Genomic DNA, 14,532 nt, shown 5'->3' with positions numbered 1-14,532 from the left:
CCGGCGGGAGATCCCGACGTCGGGCAGGCGCAGGTTGGCCTGGGCCCCGGCCCGCCACTCCCGGGCCAGCAGGGCGTACACCACCTCGTCGGTCCACTCGCCCTTGACGTACTCGTTCTCCCGCAGGTACGCCTCGCGTCGCATGCCGAGCCGTTCCAGCACCCGCGCCGAGGCGGTGTTGCGGCCGTCGAGGCGGCCCACGATCCGGTGCAGGCCGAGGCCGTCGAAGGCGAGCCGCAGCATCTCCCGGGCAGCCTCGGTGACGTACCCGTGGCCGACGTGGTCCGGGTGCAGCACGTACCCGATCTCGCCCTGGCGGTGCTCGGCGCTGGTCCAGACCAGCAGCACGTCGCCGATCACCTCCCCCGTCCCCGGCAGCACCAGCGCCAGGTTCAGGACGTCACCCTGCTCGCGGAGGGCGGTGCGGGTCCGCATCCGCTCGATCGCGGCCACCGCGGCGGCCCGGTCGTAGGGGTCGTGGTAGAGGTAGCGCGTGACGTCCGGGCGGGAGCGGTAGGCGTGCAGGACGTCGAGGTCGTCGGCGGTGAAGGGGCGCAGCACCAGGCGATCGGTGCGCAGCGGCAGGTCGGGGACGAGCATCCCGGCAGGTTAGGGCCCCGCTCTCCGGTCGGTCACCCGGATTTCCCGGCGATGCCGTCGGGCGGAGCCGTTCCCGGTACGCCGGCCCGGGCGGGCCGGAGCGAGGTCGCGCCGGACGATCAGGTCGCCCGGCGCGGATCGCGGATCGGCCAGGTCAGCCGACCGCGGCCATGACCTCGTCGGAGACGTCGAAGTTCGCGTAGACGTTCTGCACGTCGTCGCAGTCCTCGAGGACGTCGATCAGCTTGAAGACCTTGCGCGCGCCGTCCTCGTCCAGCGGCACGTTGACGCTGGGGATGAGGGAGGACTCGGCCGACTCGTACTCGATGCCGGCGTCCTGCAGGGCGGTGCGCACCGCGATCAGGTCGGTCGGCTCGGAGACCACCTCGAACGCCTCGCCGAGGTCGTTGACCTCCTCGGCGCCGGCGTCGAGGACCGCCATCATCACGTCGTCCTCGGTGGTGTCGGCCTTGGGGACGATCACCACGCCTTTGCGGGAGAACATGTACGACACCGAGCCGGCGTCGGCGAACGAGCCGCCGTTGCGGGTCAGCGCCGTGCGCACCTCGGTGGCGGCGCGGTTGCGGTTGTCGGTGAGGCACTCGATGAGCAGCGCGACGCCGTTCGGGCCGTAGCCCTCGTACATGATCGTCTGGTAGTCGGCGCCGCCGGCCTCCAGGCCGGAGCCCCGCTTGACCGCGCGGTCGATGTTGTCGTTCGGGACGGAGTTCTTCTTCGCCTTCTGGATGGCGTCGAAGAGGGTGGGGTTGCCGGCCGGGTCGCCGCCGCCGGTCCGGGCCGCGACCTCGACGTTCTTGATCAGCTTGGCGAACATCTTGCCGCGCTTGGCGTCGATGACGGCCTTCTTGTGCTTGGTGGTCGCCCACTTGGAGTGGCCGGACATCTCATACCTCCGTCTGTTGACTCACGCCTGCGTCGACTGTCCGCGCCCGCGCCACACCGGGACCGACGTGCGGTCGGATGGGGGGCGGCGGCGGGCGGTGAGCCCTGCCGAACCGCGGCAATCCTACCGAGGTGGCACCCCTCGGTGTCACACACGGCACCGGACCGGGCGTGGAACGGGTCCCGGACCGACCGGTCCGGGACCCGCGGACGGGGCTCAGGCGGCCCGGACGAGGTCCACGAAGTAGCGGTGCACCCGCAGGTCGCCGGTGAGCTCCGGGTGGAACGAGGTGGCCAGCAGGTTGCCCTGCCGGACCGCGACGATCCGGTCGGCGGCCGGCCCGCCGGTGACCCGGCCCAGCACCTCGACACCGGCGCCGACCCGCTCCACCCAGGGAGCGCGGATGAACACCGCGTGGAACGGCTCACCCCCGACCCCGGTGATCTCCACGGGCGCCTCGAACGAGTCGACCTGCCGGCCGAAGGCGTTGCGCCGGACGGTCATCTCGATGCCCTGGAAGCCGCGCTGGTCCGGGCGGCCGTCGAGCACCTCCGTGGCCAGCATGATCATCCCGGCGCAGGAGCCGTAGACCGGGAGGCCGGCGGCGATCCGCTTGTCGATCGGCTCGCGCAGCTCGAAGATGTCGACGAGCTTGCTGATCGTGGTCGACTCGCCGCCCGGGATCACCAGCCCGTCCACCGCGTCCAGCTCGCCCGGCCGGCGGACCGGCCGGGCGTCGGCACCGGCCCCGGCCAGGGCGGCCACGTGCTCGCGCACGTCGCCCTGGAGGGCGAGCACCCCGATGACCGGCCGGTTGCTCATCGCGTCCGTCACCAGCCGCGCTCGGCCAGGCGGTGCGGGACCGGGATGTCGTCGACGTTGATGCCGACCATCGCCTCGCCGAGGCCGCGGGAGACCTTGGCCAGCACGTCCGGGTCGTCGTGGAAGGTGGTGGCCTTGACGATCGCGGCGGCGCGCTGGGCCGGGTTGCCCGACTTGAAGATGCCAGAACCGACGAAGACGCCCTCGGCGCCGAGCTGCATCATCATGGCCGCGTCGGCCGGGGTGGCGATGCCGCCCGCGGTGAACAGCACGACCGGCAGCTTGCCGCTCTCGGCGACCTCCTTGACCAGCTCGTACGGCGCCTGCAGCTCCTTGGCGGCGACGTACAGCTCGTCGGCCGGCAGCGACTGGAGCCGGCGGATCTCCTTGCGGATCTTGCGCATGTGGGTGGTGGCGTTGGAGACGTCACCGGTGCCGGCCTCGCCCTTCGAGCGGATCATGGCGGCGCCCTCGGTGATCCGGCGCAGCGCCTCGCCCAGGTTGGTCGCGCCGCAGACGAACGGGACGGTGAAGGCCCACTTGTCGATGTGGTTCTCGTAGTCGGCCGGGGTCAGCACCTCGGACTCGTCCACGTAGTCGACGCCGAGCGCCTGCAGGACCTGCGCCTCGACGAAGTGGCCGATCCGGGCCTTGGCCATCACCGGGATCGAGACGGCGTTGATGATGCCGTCGATCATGTCCGGGTCGCTCATCCGGGACACGCCGCCCTGCGCGCGGATGTCGGCCGGCACCCGCTCCAGCGCCATCACCGCGACGGCGCCCGCGTCCTCAGCGATCTTGGCCTGCTCGGGGGTGACCACGTCCATGATCACGCCGCCCTTGAGCATCTCGGCCATGCCCCGCTTGACGCGGGCGGTGCCGACGACCGGGGTGGCAGTGGTGTTCGGCGAGGTGGATTCGGACACGGGTCATCGCTCCTTGGACCTGCTCGGGGTGGCTTGCGAACGAGGCTACGACGACGTCAACGCCGGTCCGACAGCCAATCAGACCCCTCGTGGCCTGCTCTGTGGCCCGGGTCACCGGACCCGGGCAGGGCCGGGGTCAGCCGGTCGGGACGTCCGCCGGAACGCTGAGCGTGGGGTCGTCGATGTCGAAGTACTGCGGCCACTCGTGGCCGCGCCCCATCCGGAGCAGGCGGACCAGCGGACGGCCGCGGGCCGCCCGGGCGTCCCGGACCAGGTCGGTGTGCACCTGACGGGCCAGGGCCAGCCGCCGGCTCGCCGCGATCACCGCCTCGCAGGCGGGGTCGTCCGGGTCCAGCTCGACCGCGCGCAGCTGCCGGGTGAGGTCGTTCTCGGCCGCCTCCCGCTCCTCGGGCACGGCGTCGAGGGCGATCCGGGCCGCCGCGTACAGCTCCACGCCGTACCGGCGCTCGGCCAGCACCGCCGCGGCGGCCGCGCGGCGCAGCAGGTGGGCGTCGAGCGCCCGGGCCGCGGACTCCGCCCGGGCCTGCAGCCGTTCCACCCGGCCGGCCGTCCAGATCAGGTACGCCGCGACCAGCCCGACGACCAGGACGCCGCCCACCACCCACCACATGCCCGGCATCGTAGTGCCGCTCCTCCTCCCGCCCGGTTCGCGCGGCCCCGGCCGACGCCCTCGTCACACCGGCAGCACCGGTCGCGGAGGTCAGGCCGGCTCCGCCCATTCCTGGTCCATGACCCGGCCGTCGGTGGCCTCGATCGCCGCCGCGTACACCTCCAGCACCCGGCGGGCCACCACGGGCCAGTCGAAGGTCGCCACCACCTGGTCGCCGCAGGCGGTCAGCGCGGCCCGCCGGTCCGCGTCGTCGAGCAGCTCGGCCAGGGCGGTACGCAGCGCCGCGGCGTCGCCGGTCGGGAAGAGCCGGCCGGCCCGCCCGCCGTCCAGCACCCGGCGGAACGCGTCCAGGTCACTGGCCACCACGGTGGTGCCGGCGGCGAGCGCCTCGGTGAGGATCATCCCGAACGACTCCCCGCCGGTGTTCGGCGCGACGTAGAGGTGCAGGCTCCGCAACATGCGAGGTTTGTCCGCCTCGGAGACCATGCCGAGGAAGGTGACCCGGTCGCGCAGCTCGGCCGGGAACTGGTCGTAGAGGTCCTCCGTGTCGCCCGGACCGGCGACCAGCAGGCGCAGCCCCGGCCGCTCCGGGGCGAGCGCGATGAAGGCGTCCCGCAGGATCGGGAAGCCCTTGCGCGGCTCGGTGAACCGGCCGAGGAAGCCCAGCGTCCCGCCGGTGCCGGGAGCACACTCCCCCGGCCAGCCGGGCAGCGGCTCCACCCCGGCGAACTTCGCCACCGCCACCCCGTTCGGGATCTCCACCGCGCCGCCGTCCATGTGCTCGACCTGCACCTTGCGGGCCAGGGCGCTGACCGCGATCCGGGCGGTGATCCGTTCCAGCAGGATCTGCAGCACCCCCTGCGCGGCGGAGAGCACCCGGGAACGGGTCATCGCGGTGTGGAAGGTGGCCACCACCGGGCCGCGGGCGCAGAGCACCGCCAGCATCGACAGGCTGGGGGTGAGCGGCTCGTGCACGTGCAGCACGTCGAACTCGCCCCGAGTGATCCAGCGCCGTACCCGGGCGGTGGAGACCGGACCGAAGGCGATCCGGGCCACCGAGCCGTTGTACGGCAGCGGCACCGCCCGGCCGGCCGACACCACGTACGGCGGCAGCGGCGCGTCCTCGTCCGCCGGGGCCAGCACGCTCACCTCGTGGCCCAGCCCGATCAGCGCCTCGGCCAGGTCCGTCACGTGGTTCTGCACGCCACCCGGCACGTCGAAGGAGTACGGGCACACGATGCCGATCCGCACGTCAGTGCCCTCTCCCTCAGATCGTTCCGGTCGTGGCCGGCGGTGCGGGGGCGTCCCTGCCGCCGGCGGTCACCCGTTGGTCCAGCCACATCCGCTGCAACATGTGCCAGTCTTCCGGATGCCGGGCGATACCCGCCGCCAGACAGTCGGCAATCCGTTGGGTCACCGACCGGACCCGGTCGTCCAGCGGGGCGCTCCCCGGATCGGGCAGGGCCAGCGGGCCCTCGAGGGCGGCGCAGGCGACGTGCGGCTCGTACCACATCGAGGCGACGTAGAGCGGGGCGCCGGTCCGGATGGCCAGCAGCGCCGGGCCGGCCGGCATCCGGGTGCGGCCGCCGAAGAACTCCACCTCGATCCCGCGGGCGGAGAGGTCCCGGTCGGCGAGCAGCGGCACCACGGCGCCCGCCCGCAGCCGGTCGACCAGCACGTCGAAGGCCGGACGGTCGCCGCCATGGGTGGGCAGGATCTCCATGCCGAGGCCCTGCCGGAAGGCGAGGAACCGCTCGTAGACGCCCTCCGGCTTGAGCCGCTCGGCGACGGTGGTGATCGGCCAGCCGGTGGCCGCCACCCAGGCCCCGGCGGCGTCCCAGTTACCCGCGTGCGGCAGCGCGACCACGGCGCCCCGGCCCGCCGCCACGTCGGCGGCGAGCATCTCCGCCCCGTCCAGGCGGAACCCGGCGAGGATCTCCCGGCGACTCAGCGCGGGCAGCCGGAACGCCTCCATCCAGTACCGGGCGTAGGAGCGCAGGCCCCGCTTGACCAGGTCGTCCAGCTCCGCCTCGGACACCTGCGGGCCGACCACCCGGCGCAGGTTGGCGCGCAGCCGGTCCGTACCCCGGCCGCCCCGCCGGTGGGCGCGGTCGGCGCCCGCCTGGAAGGCGGCGGCGACCACGGGCCGGGGCAGCGCGCGGGCCAGCCGCCAGCCGGCGACGTAGCCCGCCTCGGTGAGGTTCACTCCTGGCCGACCAGCTGCGCCTGCCGGTACACGTGGGCCATCCGCTGCCCGACCGTGAAGATCGAGACGGCGGCGAGCAGCCAGAGCGCGATCGGCAGGGCGGGGTCCAGGCCGAGGCCGGTGAGCAGGCCGCCCACACCGACGATGAGCAGCCGCTCGGTGCGCTCGGCGATGCCCACGTTGCAGCTCATGCCGAGCCCCTCGGCGCGGGCCTTGACGTACGAGACCAGCCCGCCGGCGGCCAGACAGAGCAGCGCGGCGGCCACCCCGGAGTAGTGGTGCTGGGTGGCCAGCCAGTACGCGACCGCGCCGAAGACGGCGCTGTCGGCGATCCGGTCCATGCTCGAGTCGAGGAAGGCCCCGAACTTCGTGGAGCCACCGCTCATCCGGGCCATCGTCCCGTCGAGCAGGTCGGTGAGCGCGAAGACCGTGACGATCAGCGCCCCGGCGACCAGGTGGCCGCGGGCGCCGAAGCCGAGCGCGCCGACGAGCACGCCGAGGGTGCCGGTCACGGTGACCGCGTTGGGGGACACGCCGGCGCGGAGCAGGCCGCGCGCGACCGGCTCCACGACGCGGGTCATGCCCGCGCGGGCCGTCACTTGGAAGATCTTCGCCATGGCGGTCCCACGATAACGGCCGGCAGCGGCCGGGGACACAGCCGGTCGTCCCGACCCGCCAGCCACTCTTGTGTCGACTCGGTAACGGGTGTGAGATCGAGCGTGGGAGGTGAGCCAGTTCACCGGAACACCGGTCCGCGTACCCGTCGTCCAGGAGACCACCGGAGGATATCGCCGCGGCACCCGACCGGGCCGCTTCCCCGTCGCGCGCGGCGGTCGCCACCACCACCGGCTGAGGGAGGTGCGCCGCCATGGCGCAGAAAAATCAGGAGAAGGGTGTCACCGGCGCCGCGCCGGTGGTGACCGAACCCGGCAGGGTTCGCAACGTGGTGCTCGTCGGGCACTCCGGTGCGGGCAAGACCACGCTCGTCGAGGCGCTGCTCGCGGCCAGCGGCACGATCGGCCGGGCCGGCGCCGTCACCGAGGGCACCACGGTCTGCGACCACGACCCCGCGGCGGTACGCCAGCAGCGCTCGGTCGCCCTGGCCTGCGCCCCGCTGCTGCACCGCGACGTCAAGGTCAACCTCCTGGACACCCCCGGATACGGCGACTTCGTCGGCGAGCTGCGCGCCGGGCTGCGCGCGGCCGACGCGGCGCTGTTCGTGGTCTCCGCCGTCGACGGCATGGACGCGGCCACCGCCGCGCTCTGGGAGGAGTGTGCCGCGGTGGACATGCCGCGGGCCGTGGCGGTGTCCCGGCTGGACCACCCGCGCGCCGACTTCGACGAGGCCGTAGCGCTCTGCCAGCGGGTCTTCGGCGACAACGTGCTCCCGCTCTACCTGCCCATGCTCGGCGACGACGGCGAGTCCGTCGCCGGCCTGATGGGGCTGATCACCCGACGCGTCTTCGACTACTCGAAGGGGCTGCCGCCGGCCGTCCGCGAACCGGACCCGGAGCACCTTCCGGCCATCCAGGAGTCCCGGAACGAGCTCATCGAGGGGATCATCGCGGAGAGCGAGGACGAGACCCTGATGGACCGCTACCTCGGCGGCGAGGAGATCGACACCGAGGTACTCATCACCGACCTGGAGAAGGCGGTCGCCCGCGGCCACTTCTACCCGGTGGTGCCGGTCTGCGCGGAGACCGGGGTCGGCCTGGACGCGCTGCTCGACGGGCTGGTGGCGGCGTTCCCGTCGCCGCTGGAGCACGAGCTGCCGGCGGTCACCGGGGTGGACGGCTCGCCCCGGCCCCCGCTGGACTGCGACCCGGACGGCCCGCTGGTCGCCGAGGTGGTCAAGACGACCGTGGACCGGCACGTCGGCCGGGTCTCCCTGGTCCGGGTCTTCTCCGGCACGCTCCGCCCCGACCAGCAGATCCACGTCTCCGGCCACGGCATGGCCGAGCGTGGCCACCCCGACCACGACGCCGACGAGCGGGTCGGCCACCTCTACAGCCCGCTCGGCGCGACGCTGCGCGAGGTGCCCGCCGCGGTGGCCGGCGACCTCTGCGCGATCACCAAGTCGGGCAGCGCGGAGACCGGCGACACCATCTCCGCCCGGGACGAGCCGCTGCTCGTCGCCCCGTGGGAGATGCCGGAGCCGCTGCTGCCGGTGGCGATCGTGGCGAAGAGCCGGGCCGACGAGGACGCCCTGGCCCGCAACCTGGCCCGGCTGGTCGCCGGCGATCCCACGCTGCGGCTGGAGCGCAACGCCGAGACCCACCAGCTGGTGCTCTGGTGCATGGGCGAGGCGCACGCGGACGTGGTGCTGGACCGGCTGCGCGCCGGCGGGGTCGAGCTGGAGACCGAGCCGGTCCGGGTGGCGCTGCGCGAGACCTTCACCGCCGCCGCCAAGGGGCACGGCCGGCACGTCAAGCAGTCCGGCGGGCACGGCCAGTACGCGGTCTGCGACATCGAGGTCGAGCCGCTGCCCCGCGGAGCGGGCTTCGAGTTCGTGGACAAGGTGGTGGGCGGGGCGGTCCCGCACAACTACATCCCGTCGGTGGAGAAGGGCGTCCGGGCCCAGATGGAGCGCGGCCTGCTCGCCGGCTGCCCGGTGGTGGACCTGCGGGTGACCCTCTTCGACGGCAAGGCGCACAGCGTCGACTCCTCCGACGCGGCGTTCCAGACCGCCGGCGCGCTGGCGCTGCGGGACGCCGCCGAGAAGGGCCGGCCGGCGCTGCTGGAACCGGTCGACGAGGTCACCATCCGGGTCCCCGACGCGTCGGTGGGCGCGGTGATGGGCGACCTCTCCGGCCGGCGCGGCCGGGTGCTGGGCACCGAGCCGGATCCGGACGCCGAGGGACGCACGCTGGTCCGCGCCGAGGTTCCCGCCACCGAACTGCTCCGCTACGCGGTCGAGCTCCGCTCGATGACCGCCGGCACCGGCACCTTCCGCCGCGAGTTCGCCCGCTACGACCCCATGCCCACCCACCTCGCCGACCAGGTCCGCAAGGAATCCACCACCCACCCCTGACCCGCTCCACCGCCCCCACTGCTGTCGATCAAGGACTTGTGGCGCCGGAAAGGCCGGAATCAGCCCGGTCCGTGCGGTGCCACAACTCCATGATCGCGGGTGCCTGGGGCGTGGGGCGTGGCGTCAGGGGCGGGCGGCGGGGACGGGGGGCATCGGCCAGTGGGGGCGGTCGGCGTCCCGGAGGGCGGCCGAGCGGAGGGCGGCGAGCCGGCGTTCCACCTCGGCGAACTGGTCGGGGGCGAGCGGGCCCCGGCGCAGGGCGGCGGCGTTCTCCTCCACCTGGGCGACCGTGCGCGCCCCGGGAATGGGCACGGTCCGGCCGCTGCGCGCCCAGATCCAGCCGAGCGCGCCCTGCGCGAGGGTCCGCCCGTCGGCGGTCAGCGCACCCCGTACGGCCGCCACCCGGCGCAGCCACTCGGGGGCCGGCCGGCCGCTGCGGAACCACTCCAGCCAGGTCGGTGCGGTGCCCCGCACGTCGTCCCGGGGCAGCGTGGAGTCCGGCCGGTACTTGCCGGTCAGCAGGCCCATGCCGAGCGGTCCGCGGGCGATGCTGGCCAGGTCGTGCTTGTCGCAGACCGCGAGCATGGCCGGCGCGTCCCGGAGCACGGACAGGCCGTGCTGCACGGCGGTGGCCCGGCGGGCGACCTGGGCGAAGGCGCCGGCCCGGTCGGCCCGGTCGGTGCTCCAGCCGTACGCCCGGACCAGCCCGTCGGCGACCAGGTCCTCCAGGGTGTCGATCAGCGCCTCGGCCCGCGGCACCGGCAGGTCGCCGAGGTGCAGCTGGTAGAGGTCGATCCGGTCGGTGCCCAGCCGGCGCAGCGAGTCGGTGACCGCCCGGCGCAGGTATCCGGGCGAGGCGTCCTCCCCGGTCGCCTGGCGGGATGCCTCGTCGAAGGTGTAGCCCCACTTGGTGGCGATCACCGCCTCGTCGCGGCGGCCGGCGAGCGCCCGGCCGAGGACCCGCTCGCCGTGCCCGGCCCCGTACGTGTCAGCGGTGTCGAAGAGGGTCACCCCGAGGTCGAGCGCGCGCCGGACGGCGCGTACCGACTCGGCGTCGTCGACGGCGCCCCAGCCCAGCGGCCGGGCCCCCTCCGCCCACGGCCCGCCGATCGCCCAGCACCCCATCCCGAGGGCACTGACCTCGATGCCACTGCGGCCCAACGTCCGCGTGCTGACTGCCATCGCCGCATCCTGCCACTTCGCGCACACTTGACGGGACGGACGTCACGACGCGTGCAGCCGGGAGGCACGGTCGGTCGGCGACGCGGGACCGACGGAGGATCGTTGAGCACGACGACGGACGAGATCGACCGGGCCACCGAGCTGCGGCCGGTCCCGCGCTGGGTGGCGCCCACCTTCGTGGCGCTGGCCCTGCTCACCCTGCCCTGGATCGGCTACCTGGCGCTGACCCTGCCCCGGCACGCCGTGACGGTGCACTACCGGGCCGCCTGGGTCGGCTTCGACCTGGGCCTGGTGGCCCTGCTCGGGCTGACCGCCTGGCACGCGTACCGGGGCGACCGGCGGGTGGTGCTCGCCGCCGCCGGCACCGCGACCATGCTGGCGGTGGACGCCTGGTTCGACGTCGTCACCACCCCCCGCGGCCCGGACCTGGTGGTGTCGGTGCTGCTCGCGGTGCTGGTCGAGCTGCCGCTCGCCGGGGTCTGCCTGTGGATCGCCCGGCACGGCGACCAGATGGTCGACCGCCGGCTGCGCCAACTCGCCGTCCGCGCGCAGCTCGCCACGGACCGGGCCGAATCGGCCCAGCGCACCGCGGCCACCGCCCGCCGGCGGCTGGCCCGGGTCCGGGGCCGACTGCGCTGAGGTACGGCCGGGTCAGGCCGGCCAGGCCTTGGCGAACAGGTCCCGGGTGTCGGCGAGCAGCTGCGGCAGCACCTTCGTCCGGCCGATCACCGGCATGAAGTTGGCGTCCCCGCCCCACCGCGGCACCACGTGCTGGTGCAGGTGGGCGGCGATGCCGGCGCCGGCCACGCCGCCCTGGTTCATGCCCAGGTTGAAGCCGTGCGCGCTGGAGACCCGGCGGACCACCCGCATGGCGTCCTTGGTGAACGCGGCCAGCTCGGCGGTCTCCGGGGCGTCCAGCTCGGTGTAGTCGGCGACGTGCCGGTACGGGCAGATCAGCAGGTGGCCCGGGTTGTAGGGGTAGAGGTTGAGCACCGCGAAGACGTGCTCGCCCCGGGCGACGATCAGGCTCTCGTCCGGCGGCAGGCCGGGGGCGCGGCAGAACGGGCAGCCGGTGGGCTTCTCGTAGCCGCCCTCGGGGCGGTCCTCACCGGAGATGTAGGTCATCCGGTGCGGCGTCCAGAGCCGTTCCAGCCCGTCCGCCAGGCCGTCGTCGGTGCCGTCCTCGAACTGTCGATCCGCCCCAGTCACACCGCAGATCCTACGGCCGTCCCGCCGGAGCCGGCCGCGGCCGGTGGGTCGGGTGCCCGGCGCCGGGCCGGCCGCGCGGCGAGATGGGTGGCGAGGCGCGGCACGGCGGCCCCCGGTCGCCCGGTACGCCGCCGTGCCGGCAGGTCGTCCGGTCAGCTCTCGGCCGACGGACCGGCGTTGGTCCGGGAGGTGACCACGTCGACGACGTGGGCCACCGCCTCGGCGATCGGCACGCCGTTGCGCTGCGACCCGTCGCGGTAGCGGAAGGAGACCGTGCCGGCGGCCACATCGTCGTCGCCGGCGATCACCATGAACGGGATCTTCTGCTGCTGGGCGTTGCGGATCTTCTTCTGCATCCGGTCGTCGCCCGCGTCGACCTCGGCCCGGATCCCCTGCTTGCGCAGGGTGGTGACGAAGTCCTGGAGGTAGTCGGTGTGGTCCTCGCGGATCGGGATGCCGACCACCTGCACCGGGGCGAGCCAGGCCGGGAACGCGCCGGCGTAGTGCTCGGTGAGCACGCCGATGAAGCGCTCGATCGACCCGAACTTGGCGCAGTGGATCATGACGGGCTGCTGCCGGCTGCCGTCCGCGGCCTGGTACTCCAGCCCGAAGCCCTTCGGCTGGTTGAAGTCGTACTGGATGGTCGACATCTGCCAGGTGCGGCCGATGGCGTCCTTGGCCTGCACGGAGATCTTCGGACCGTAGAAGGCCGCGCCGCCCGGGTCGGGGACGAGGTCGAGCCCGGTCTCCAGCGCGCACTGCTCCAGCACCGCGGTGGCGGTCGCCCAGTCCTCGTCCGTACCGACGAACTTGTCCGGCTTGGCGTCGTCCCGGGTCGACAGCTCCAGGTAGAAGTCGTCGATGCCGAAGTCGCGCAGCAGGCTGAGCACGAAGCCGAGCAGGTGCTTGATCTCGGCCGGCGCCTGCTCCCGGGTGCAGTAGGAGTGCGAGTCGTCCTGGGTGAATCCGCGCACCCGGGTCAGCCCGTGGATCACGCCCGACTTCTCGTACCGGTAGACCGAGCCGAACTCGAACAGCCGCATCGGCAGCTCACGGTAGGACCGCCCGCGCGACCGGTAGATCAGGTTGTGCATCGGGCAGTTCATCGCCTTGAGGTAGTAGTCGCTGCCCTCCATCTCCATCGGCGGGAACATCGTGTCCTTGTAGTAGGGCAGGTGTCCCGAGGTGTGGAAGAGACCTTCCTTGGAGATGTGCGGCGTCCCGACGTACTGGAAGCCCTCCTCGATGTGGCGGGTGCGGACGTAGTCCTCCATGACCCGCTTGAGCACGCCGCCCTTGGGGTGGAAGACCGCCAGGCCGGAGCCGATCTCGTCGGGGAAGCTGAACAGGTCGAGGTCCGCGCCGAGCTTGCGGTGGTCGCGCCGGGCGGCCTCCTCCAGCAGCTTCAGGTACGCCTTGAGCTCGTCCCGGGTCGGCCACGCGGTGCCGTAGACCCGCTGCAGCTGCGGGTTCTTCTCCGAGCCCCGCCAGTAGGCGGCGGCCGACCGCATCAGCTTGAACGCGCCGATCAGCCGGGTGTTCGGCAGGTGCGGGCCCCGGCACAGGTCCGACCAGCAGACCTTGTCCTCGTTCGCGGCGAGGTTGTCGTAGATGGTCAGCTCGCCGCCGCCCACCTCCATCACCTCGGAGGAGTCCAGCCCCTCCCCCTTGACGTCGATCAGCTCCAGCTTGAACGGCTCCGCGGCCAGCTCGGTTCGCGCCTCGTCCAGGCTGGTGAACCGGCGCCGGCGGAACCGCTGGCCGGACTTGACGATCTCCTGCATCCGCTTCTCGAGCTTCGCCAGGTCGTCCGGCTGGAACGGCTTTTCCACCCGGAAGTCGTAGTAGAAGCCGTTCTCGATGGGCGGGCCGATGCCGAGCTTGGCCTCGGGGAAGACGTCCTGCACGGCCTGGGCGAGCACGTGCGCGGTCGAGTGGCGCAGCACGTTCAGCCCGTCCGGGGTGTCGATCGCCACCGGCTCGACGGTGGTCTCCTCGGCCGGCTTCCAGTCCAGGTCGCGCAGCTGACCCTGCGGGTCGCGGACCACCACGATCGCCTTCGGGCCGGTCATCGGCAGTCCGGCCGCGGCCACCGCGTCGGCCGCCGTGGTCCCGGCGGCGACGACGACGGGGTCGGCCACGACGGGGGTACGGGGTGCGGACACGATGACTCCTGTCGTCGATGGGTATCGGAGGTGCCGTTACCGGCCCCTGCGATGCTATCGGTCGCCCGTTTCGCACCGTCGGCGACGCCGGGGTCGTCCCGATCGGCGGCCGGAGTGGATTCCGTCCCGCGTTGAACCTTTCCGCGCTCCGGGCCGAACTACCGGGTGTGGCCGGGCCGGTGCCGGCCCGCGTCGAGACGGATGGGGACGATCATGAGGATGACCCGTCGGGGCCGGTGGTGGGCGGCGGCGGTGCTGGCCGCCGCGATGGGGGCGGCCGGCTGGCCCGGCGCCGCGAGCGCGGCCGGGGTGACGGTGACGACCTCCCCCGCCCAGGTGCGCCAGGGCGACGCGATCGAGCTGGCCGTGGTGCTGCCGGAGGAGCGGCCCGGCAGCCGGACCACCCGGATCGAGCTGCGCATGCCGGCGGACGCCCCGACAGCGGGTACACCTCGCCGATCGGCCTGGGCTTCCTGCACTCCAGCGACGAGTACAAGGTGATGGCGCTGGCGTCGTACGGCACCCCGAAGCACCTCGGCATGCTCCGCGACCTGGTCCGGGCCACCGACGACGGCGGCTTCCACGTCGAGCGGATCGACTGGGCCAGCATGGCCAAGGCGCGCAGCGCCGACGGTGAGATGACCGACGAGCACGCCGACCTCGCCGCCAGCGTGCAGACCCGGCTGGAGGAGATCATCCTCGACCTCTCCCGCTGGCTCCACGACGCCTCCGGGGGCGCGCCCACCCTCGCCCTGGCCGGCGGGGTGGCGCTGAACTGCGTGGCCAACGCCCGGATCGCGGCCGAGGGGCCGTACCGGGACGTCTGGGTGCAGCCGGCGGCCGGCGACGCGGGCAC

At 73.5% G+C, this 14,532-nt stretch carries 15 protein-coding genes; 3 read left to right on the top strand and 12 right to left on the bottom strand.

Going from position 1 to position 14,532, the window contains the following annotated elements; all coding sequences use genetic code 11:
- The 8 genes from ACWEVO_RS12550 to pgsA all read right to left on the bottom strand — a co-directional run.
- A partial coding sequence (locus ACWEVO_RS12550) for a GNAT family N-acetyltransferase (protein ID WP_452307651.1) occupies positions 1 to 600 on the bottom strand: 600 nt, incomplete at its 3' end.
- Positions 601 to 754: 154 nt separating this feature from the next.
- Positions 755 to 1,504: a YebC/PmpR family DNA-binding transcriptional regulator gene (locus tag ACWEVO_RS12545; protein WP_452307650.1), complete on the bottom strand. Its 750-nt coding sequence runs from the start codon at positions 1,502 to 1,504 to the stop codon at positions 755 to 757.
- A gap of 216 nt (positions 1,505 to 1,720) precedes the next feature.
- A complete protein-coding gene (gene pdxT, locus ACWEVO_RS12540) occupies positions 1,721 to 2,326 on the bottom strand; it encodes a pyridoxal 5'-phosphate synthase glutaminase subunit PdxT (protein ID WP_452307649.1) in 606 nt (201 codons plus the stop codon).
- 8 nt (positions 2,327 to 2,334) lie between these two features.
- Complete coding sequence (gene pdxS / locus ACWEVO_RS12535) at positions 2,335 to 3,252, bottom strand: pyridoxal 5'-phosphate synthase lyase subunit PdxS (RefSeq protein ID WP_452307648.1); 918 nt, start codon at positions 3,250 to 3,252, stop codon at positions 2,335 to 2,337.
- A 136-nt stretch (positions 3,253 to 3,388) separates the two neighbouring features.
- On the bottom strand, positions 3,389 to 3,883 hold the full coding sequence (locus ACWEVO_RS12530) for a hypothetical protein (RefSeq protein WP_452307647.1): 495 nt from the start codon (positions 3,881 to 3,883) through the stop codon (positions 3,389 to 3,391).
- Positions 3,884 to 3,973: 90 nt separating this feature from the next.
- Positions 3,974 to 5,134: a glycosyltransferase family 4 protein gene (locus ACWEVO_RS12525; RefSeq protein ID WP_452307646.1), complete on the bottom strand. Its 1,161-nt coding sequence runs from the start codon at positions 5,132 to 5,134 to the stop codon at positions 3,974 to 3,976.
- A 16-nt stretch (positions 5,135 to 5,150) separates the two neighbouring features.
- Positions 5,151 to 6,089, bottom strand: coding sequence for a phosphatidylinositol mannoside acyltransferase (locus ACWEVO_RS12520; RefSeq protein WP_452307645.1), 939 nt, complete (start codon positions 6,087 to 6,089; stop codon positions 5,151 to 5,153).
- Positions 6,086 to 6,706 (bottom strand): phosphatidylinositol phosphate synthase, encoded by a 621-nt coding sequence (gene pgsA / locus ACWEVO_RS12515; RefSeq protein WP_452307644.1) that lies wholly within the window; start codon positions 6,704 to 6,706, stop codon positions 6,086 to 6,088. The genes ACWEVO_RS12520 and pgsA overlap by 4 nt, the downstream gene beginning before the upstream one ends.
- 251 nt (positions 6,707 to 6,957) lie before the next feature.
- Here pgsA and ACWEVO_RS12510 point away from each other — a divergent pair, with 251 nt between their 5' ends.
- Positions 6,958 to 9,120 carry an elongation factor G-like protein EF-G2 gene (locus ACWEVO_RS12510; protein ID WP_452307643.1) on the top strand — a complete coding sequence of 721 codons (2,163 nt, stop codon included), beginning with the start codon at positions 6,958 to 6,960 and terminating at the stop codon, positions 9,118 to 9,120.
- Between the two features lie 123 nt (positions 9,121 to 9,243).
- Here the strand turns inward: ACWEVO_RS12510 and ACWEVO_RS12505 are convergent, their stop codons facing one another.
- The gene (locus tag ACWEVO_RS12505; RefSeq protein WP_452307642.1) at positions 9,244 to 10,302 is read right to left on the bottom strand and encodes an aldo/keto reductase; all 1,059 of its coding nucleotides are present in this window, start codon (positions 10,300 to 10,302) and stop codon (positions 9,244 to 9,246) included.
- Positions 10,303 to 10,404: 102 nt separating this feature from the next.
- On the opposite strand from ACWEVO_RS12505, the gene ACWEVO_RS12500 reads away from it, so the two are divergent.
- On the top strand, positions 10,405 to 10,941 hold the full coding sequence (locus ACWEVO_RS12500; protein WP_452307641.1) for a hypothetical protein: 537 nt from the start codon (positions 10,405 to 10,407) through the stop codon (positions 10,939 to 10,941).
- A gap of 12 nt (positions 10,942 to 10,953) precedes the next feature.
- Here ACWEVO_RS12500 and ACWEVO_RS12495 read toward each other — a convergent pair whose 3' ends face one another.
- The 3 genes from ACWEVO_RS12495 to ACWEVO_RS12485 form a co-directional block, all read right to left on the bottom strand.
- Complete coding sequence (locus ACWEVO_RS12495; RefSeq protein WP_452307652.1) at positions 10,954 to 11,427, bottom strand: HIT family protein; 474 nt, start codon at positions 11,425 to 11,427, stop codon at positions 10,954 to 10,956.
- 236 nt (positions 11,428 to 11,663) lie between these two features.
- A complete protein-coding gene (gene thrS, locus ACWEVO_RS12490) occupies positions 11,664 to 13,676 on the bottom strand; it encodes a threonine--tRNA ligase (protein ID WP_452307640.1) in 2,013 nt (670 codons plus the stop codon).
- A gap of 158 nt (positions 13,677 to 13,834) precedes the next feature.
- Complete coding sequence (locus ACWEVO_RS12485; RefSeq protein ID WP_452307639.1) at positions 13,835 to 14,098, bottom strand: hypothetical protein; 264 nt, start codon at positions 14,096 to 14,098, stop codon at positions 13,835 to 13,837.
- 78 nt (positions 14,099 to 14,176) lie between these two features.
- Here ACWEVO_RS12485 and ACWEVO_RS12480 point away from each other — a divergent pair.
- On the top strand, positions 14,177 to 14,532 hold a 356-nt coding region (locus ACWEVO_RS12480; protein WP_452307638.1), incomplete at its 3' end, for a carbamoyltransferase N-terminal domain-containing protein.

The organism is Micromonospora sp. NPDC003776, from assembly GCF_053605645.1.
Note: the sequence above shows the minus strand (reverse complement) of the source record. Positions and strands in the feature narration are given on the sequence as shown.

Excerpts from the sequence above, each read along its gene's own strand:
- ACWEVO_RS12545 (WP_452307650.1), bottom strand. The coding sequence starts at position 1,504 with ATGTCCGGCCACTCCAAGTGGGCGACCACCAAGCACAAGAAGGCCGTC.
- pdxT (WP_452307649.1), bottom strand. The coding sequence starts at position 2,326 with ATGAGCAACCGGCCGGTCATCGGGGTGCTCGCCCTCCAGGGCGACGTG.
- ACWEVO_RS12530 (WP_452307647.1), bottom strand. The coding sequence starts at position 3,883 with ATGTGGTGGGTGGTGGGCGGCGTCCTGGTCGTCGGGCTGGTCGCGGCG.
- pgsA (WP_452307644.1), bottom strand. The coding sequence starts at position 6,706 with ATGGCGAAGATCTTCCAAGTGACGGCCCGCGCGGGCATGACCCGCGTC.
- ACWEVO_RS12510 (WP_452307643.1), top strand. The coding sequence starts at position 6,958 with ATGGCGCAGAAAAATCAGGAGAAGGGTGTCACCGGCGCCGCGCCGGTG.
- ACWEVO_RS12505 (WP_452307642.1), bottom strand. The coding sequence starts at position 10,302 with ATGGCAGTCAGCACGCGGACGTTGGGCCGCAGTGGCATCGAGGTCAGT.
- ACWEVO_RS12495 (WP_452307652.1), bottom strand. The coding sequence starts at position 11,427 with ATGACCTACATCTCCGGTGAGGACCGCCCCGAGGGCGGCTACGAGAAG.
- ACWEVO_RS12485 (WP_452307639.1), bottom strand. The coding sequence starts at position 14,098 with ATGCGCAGCTCGATCCGGGTGGTCCGGCTGCCGGGCCGCTCCTCCGGC.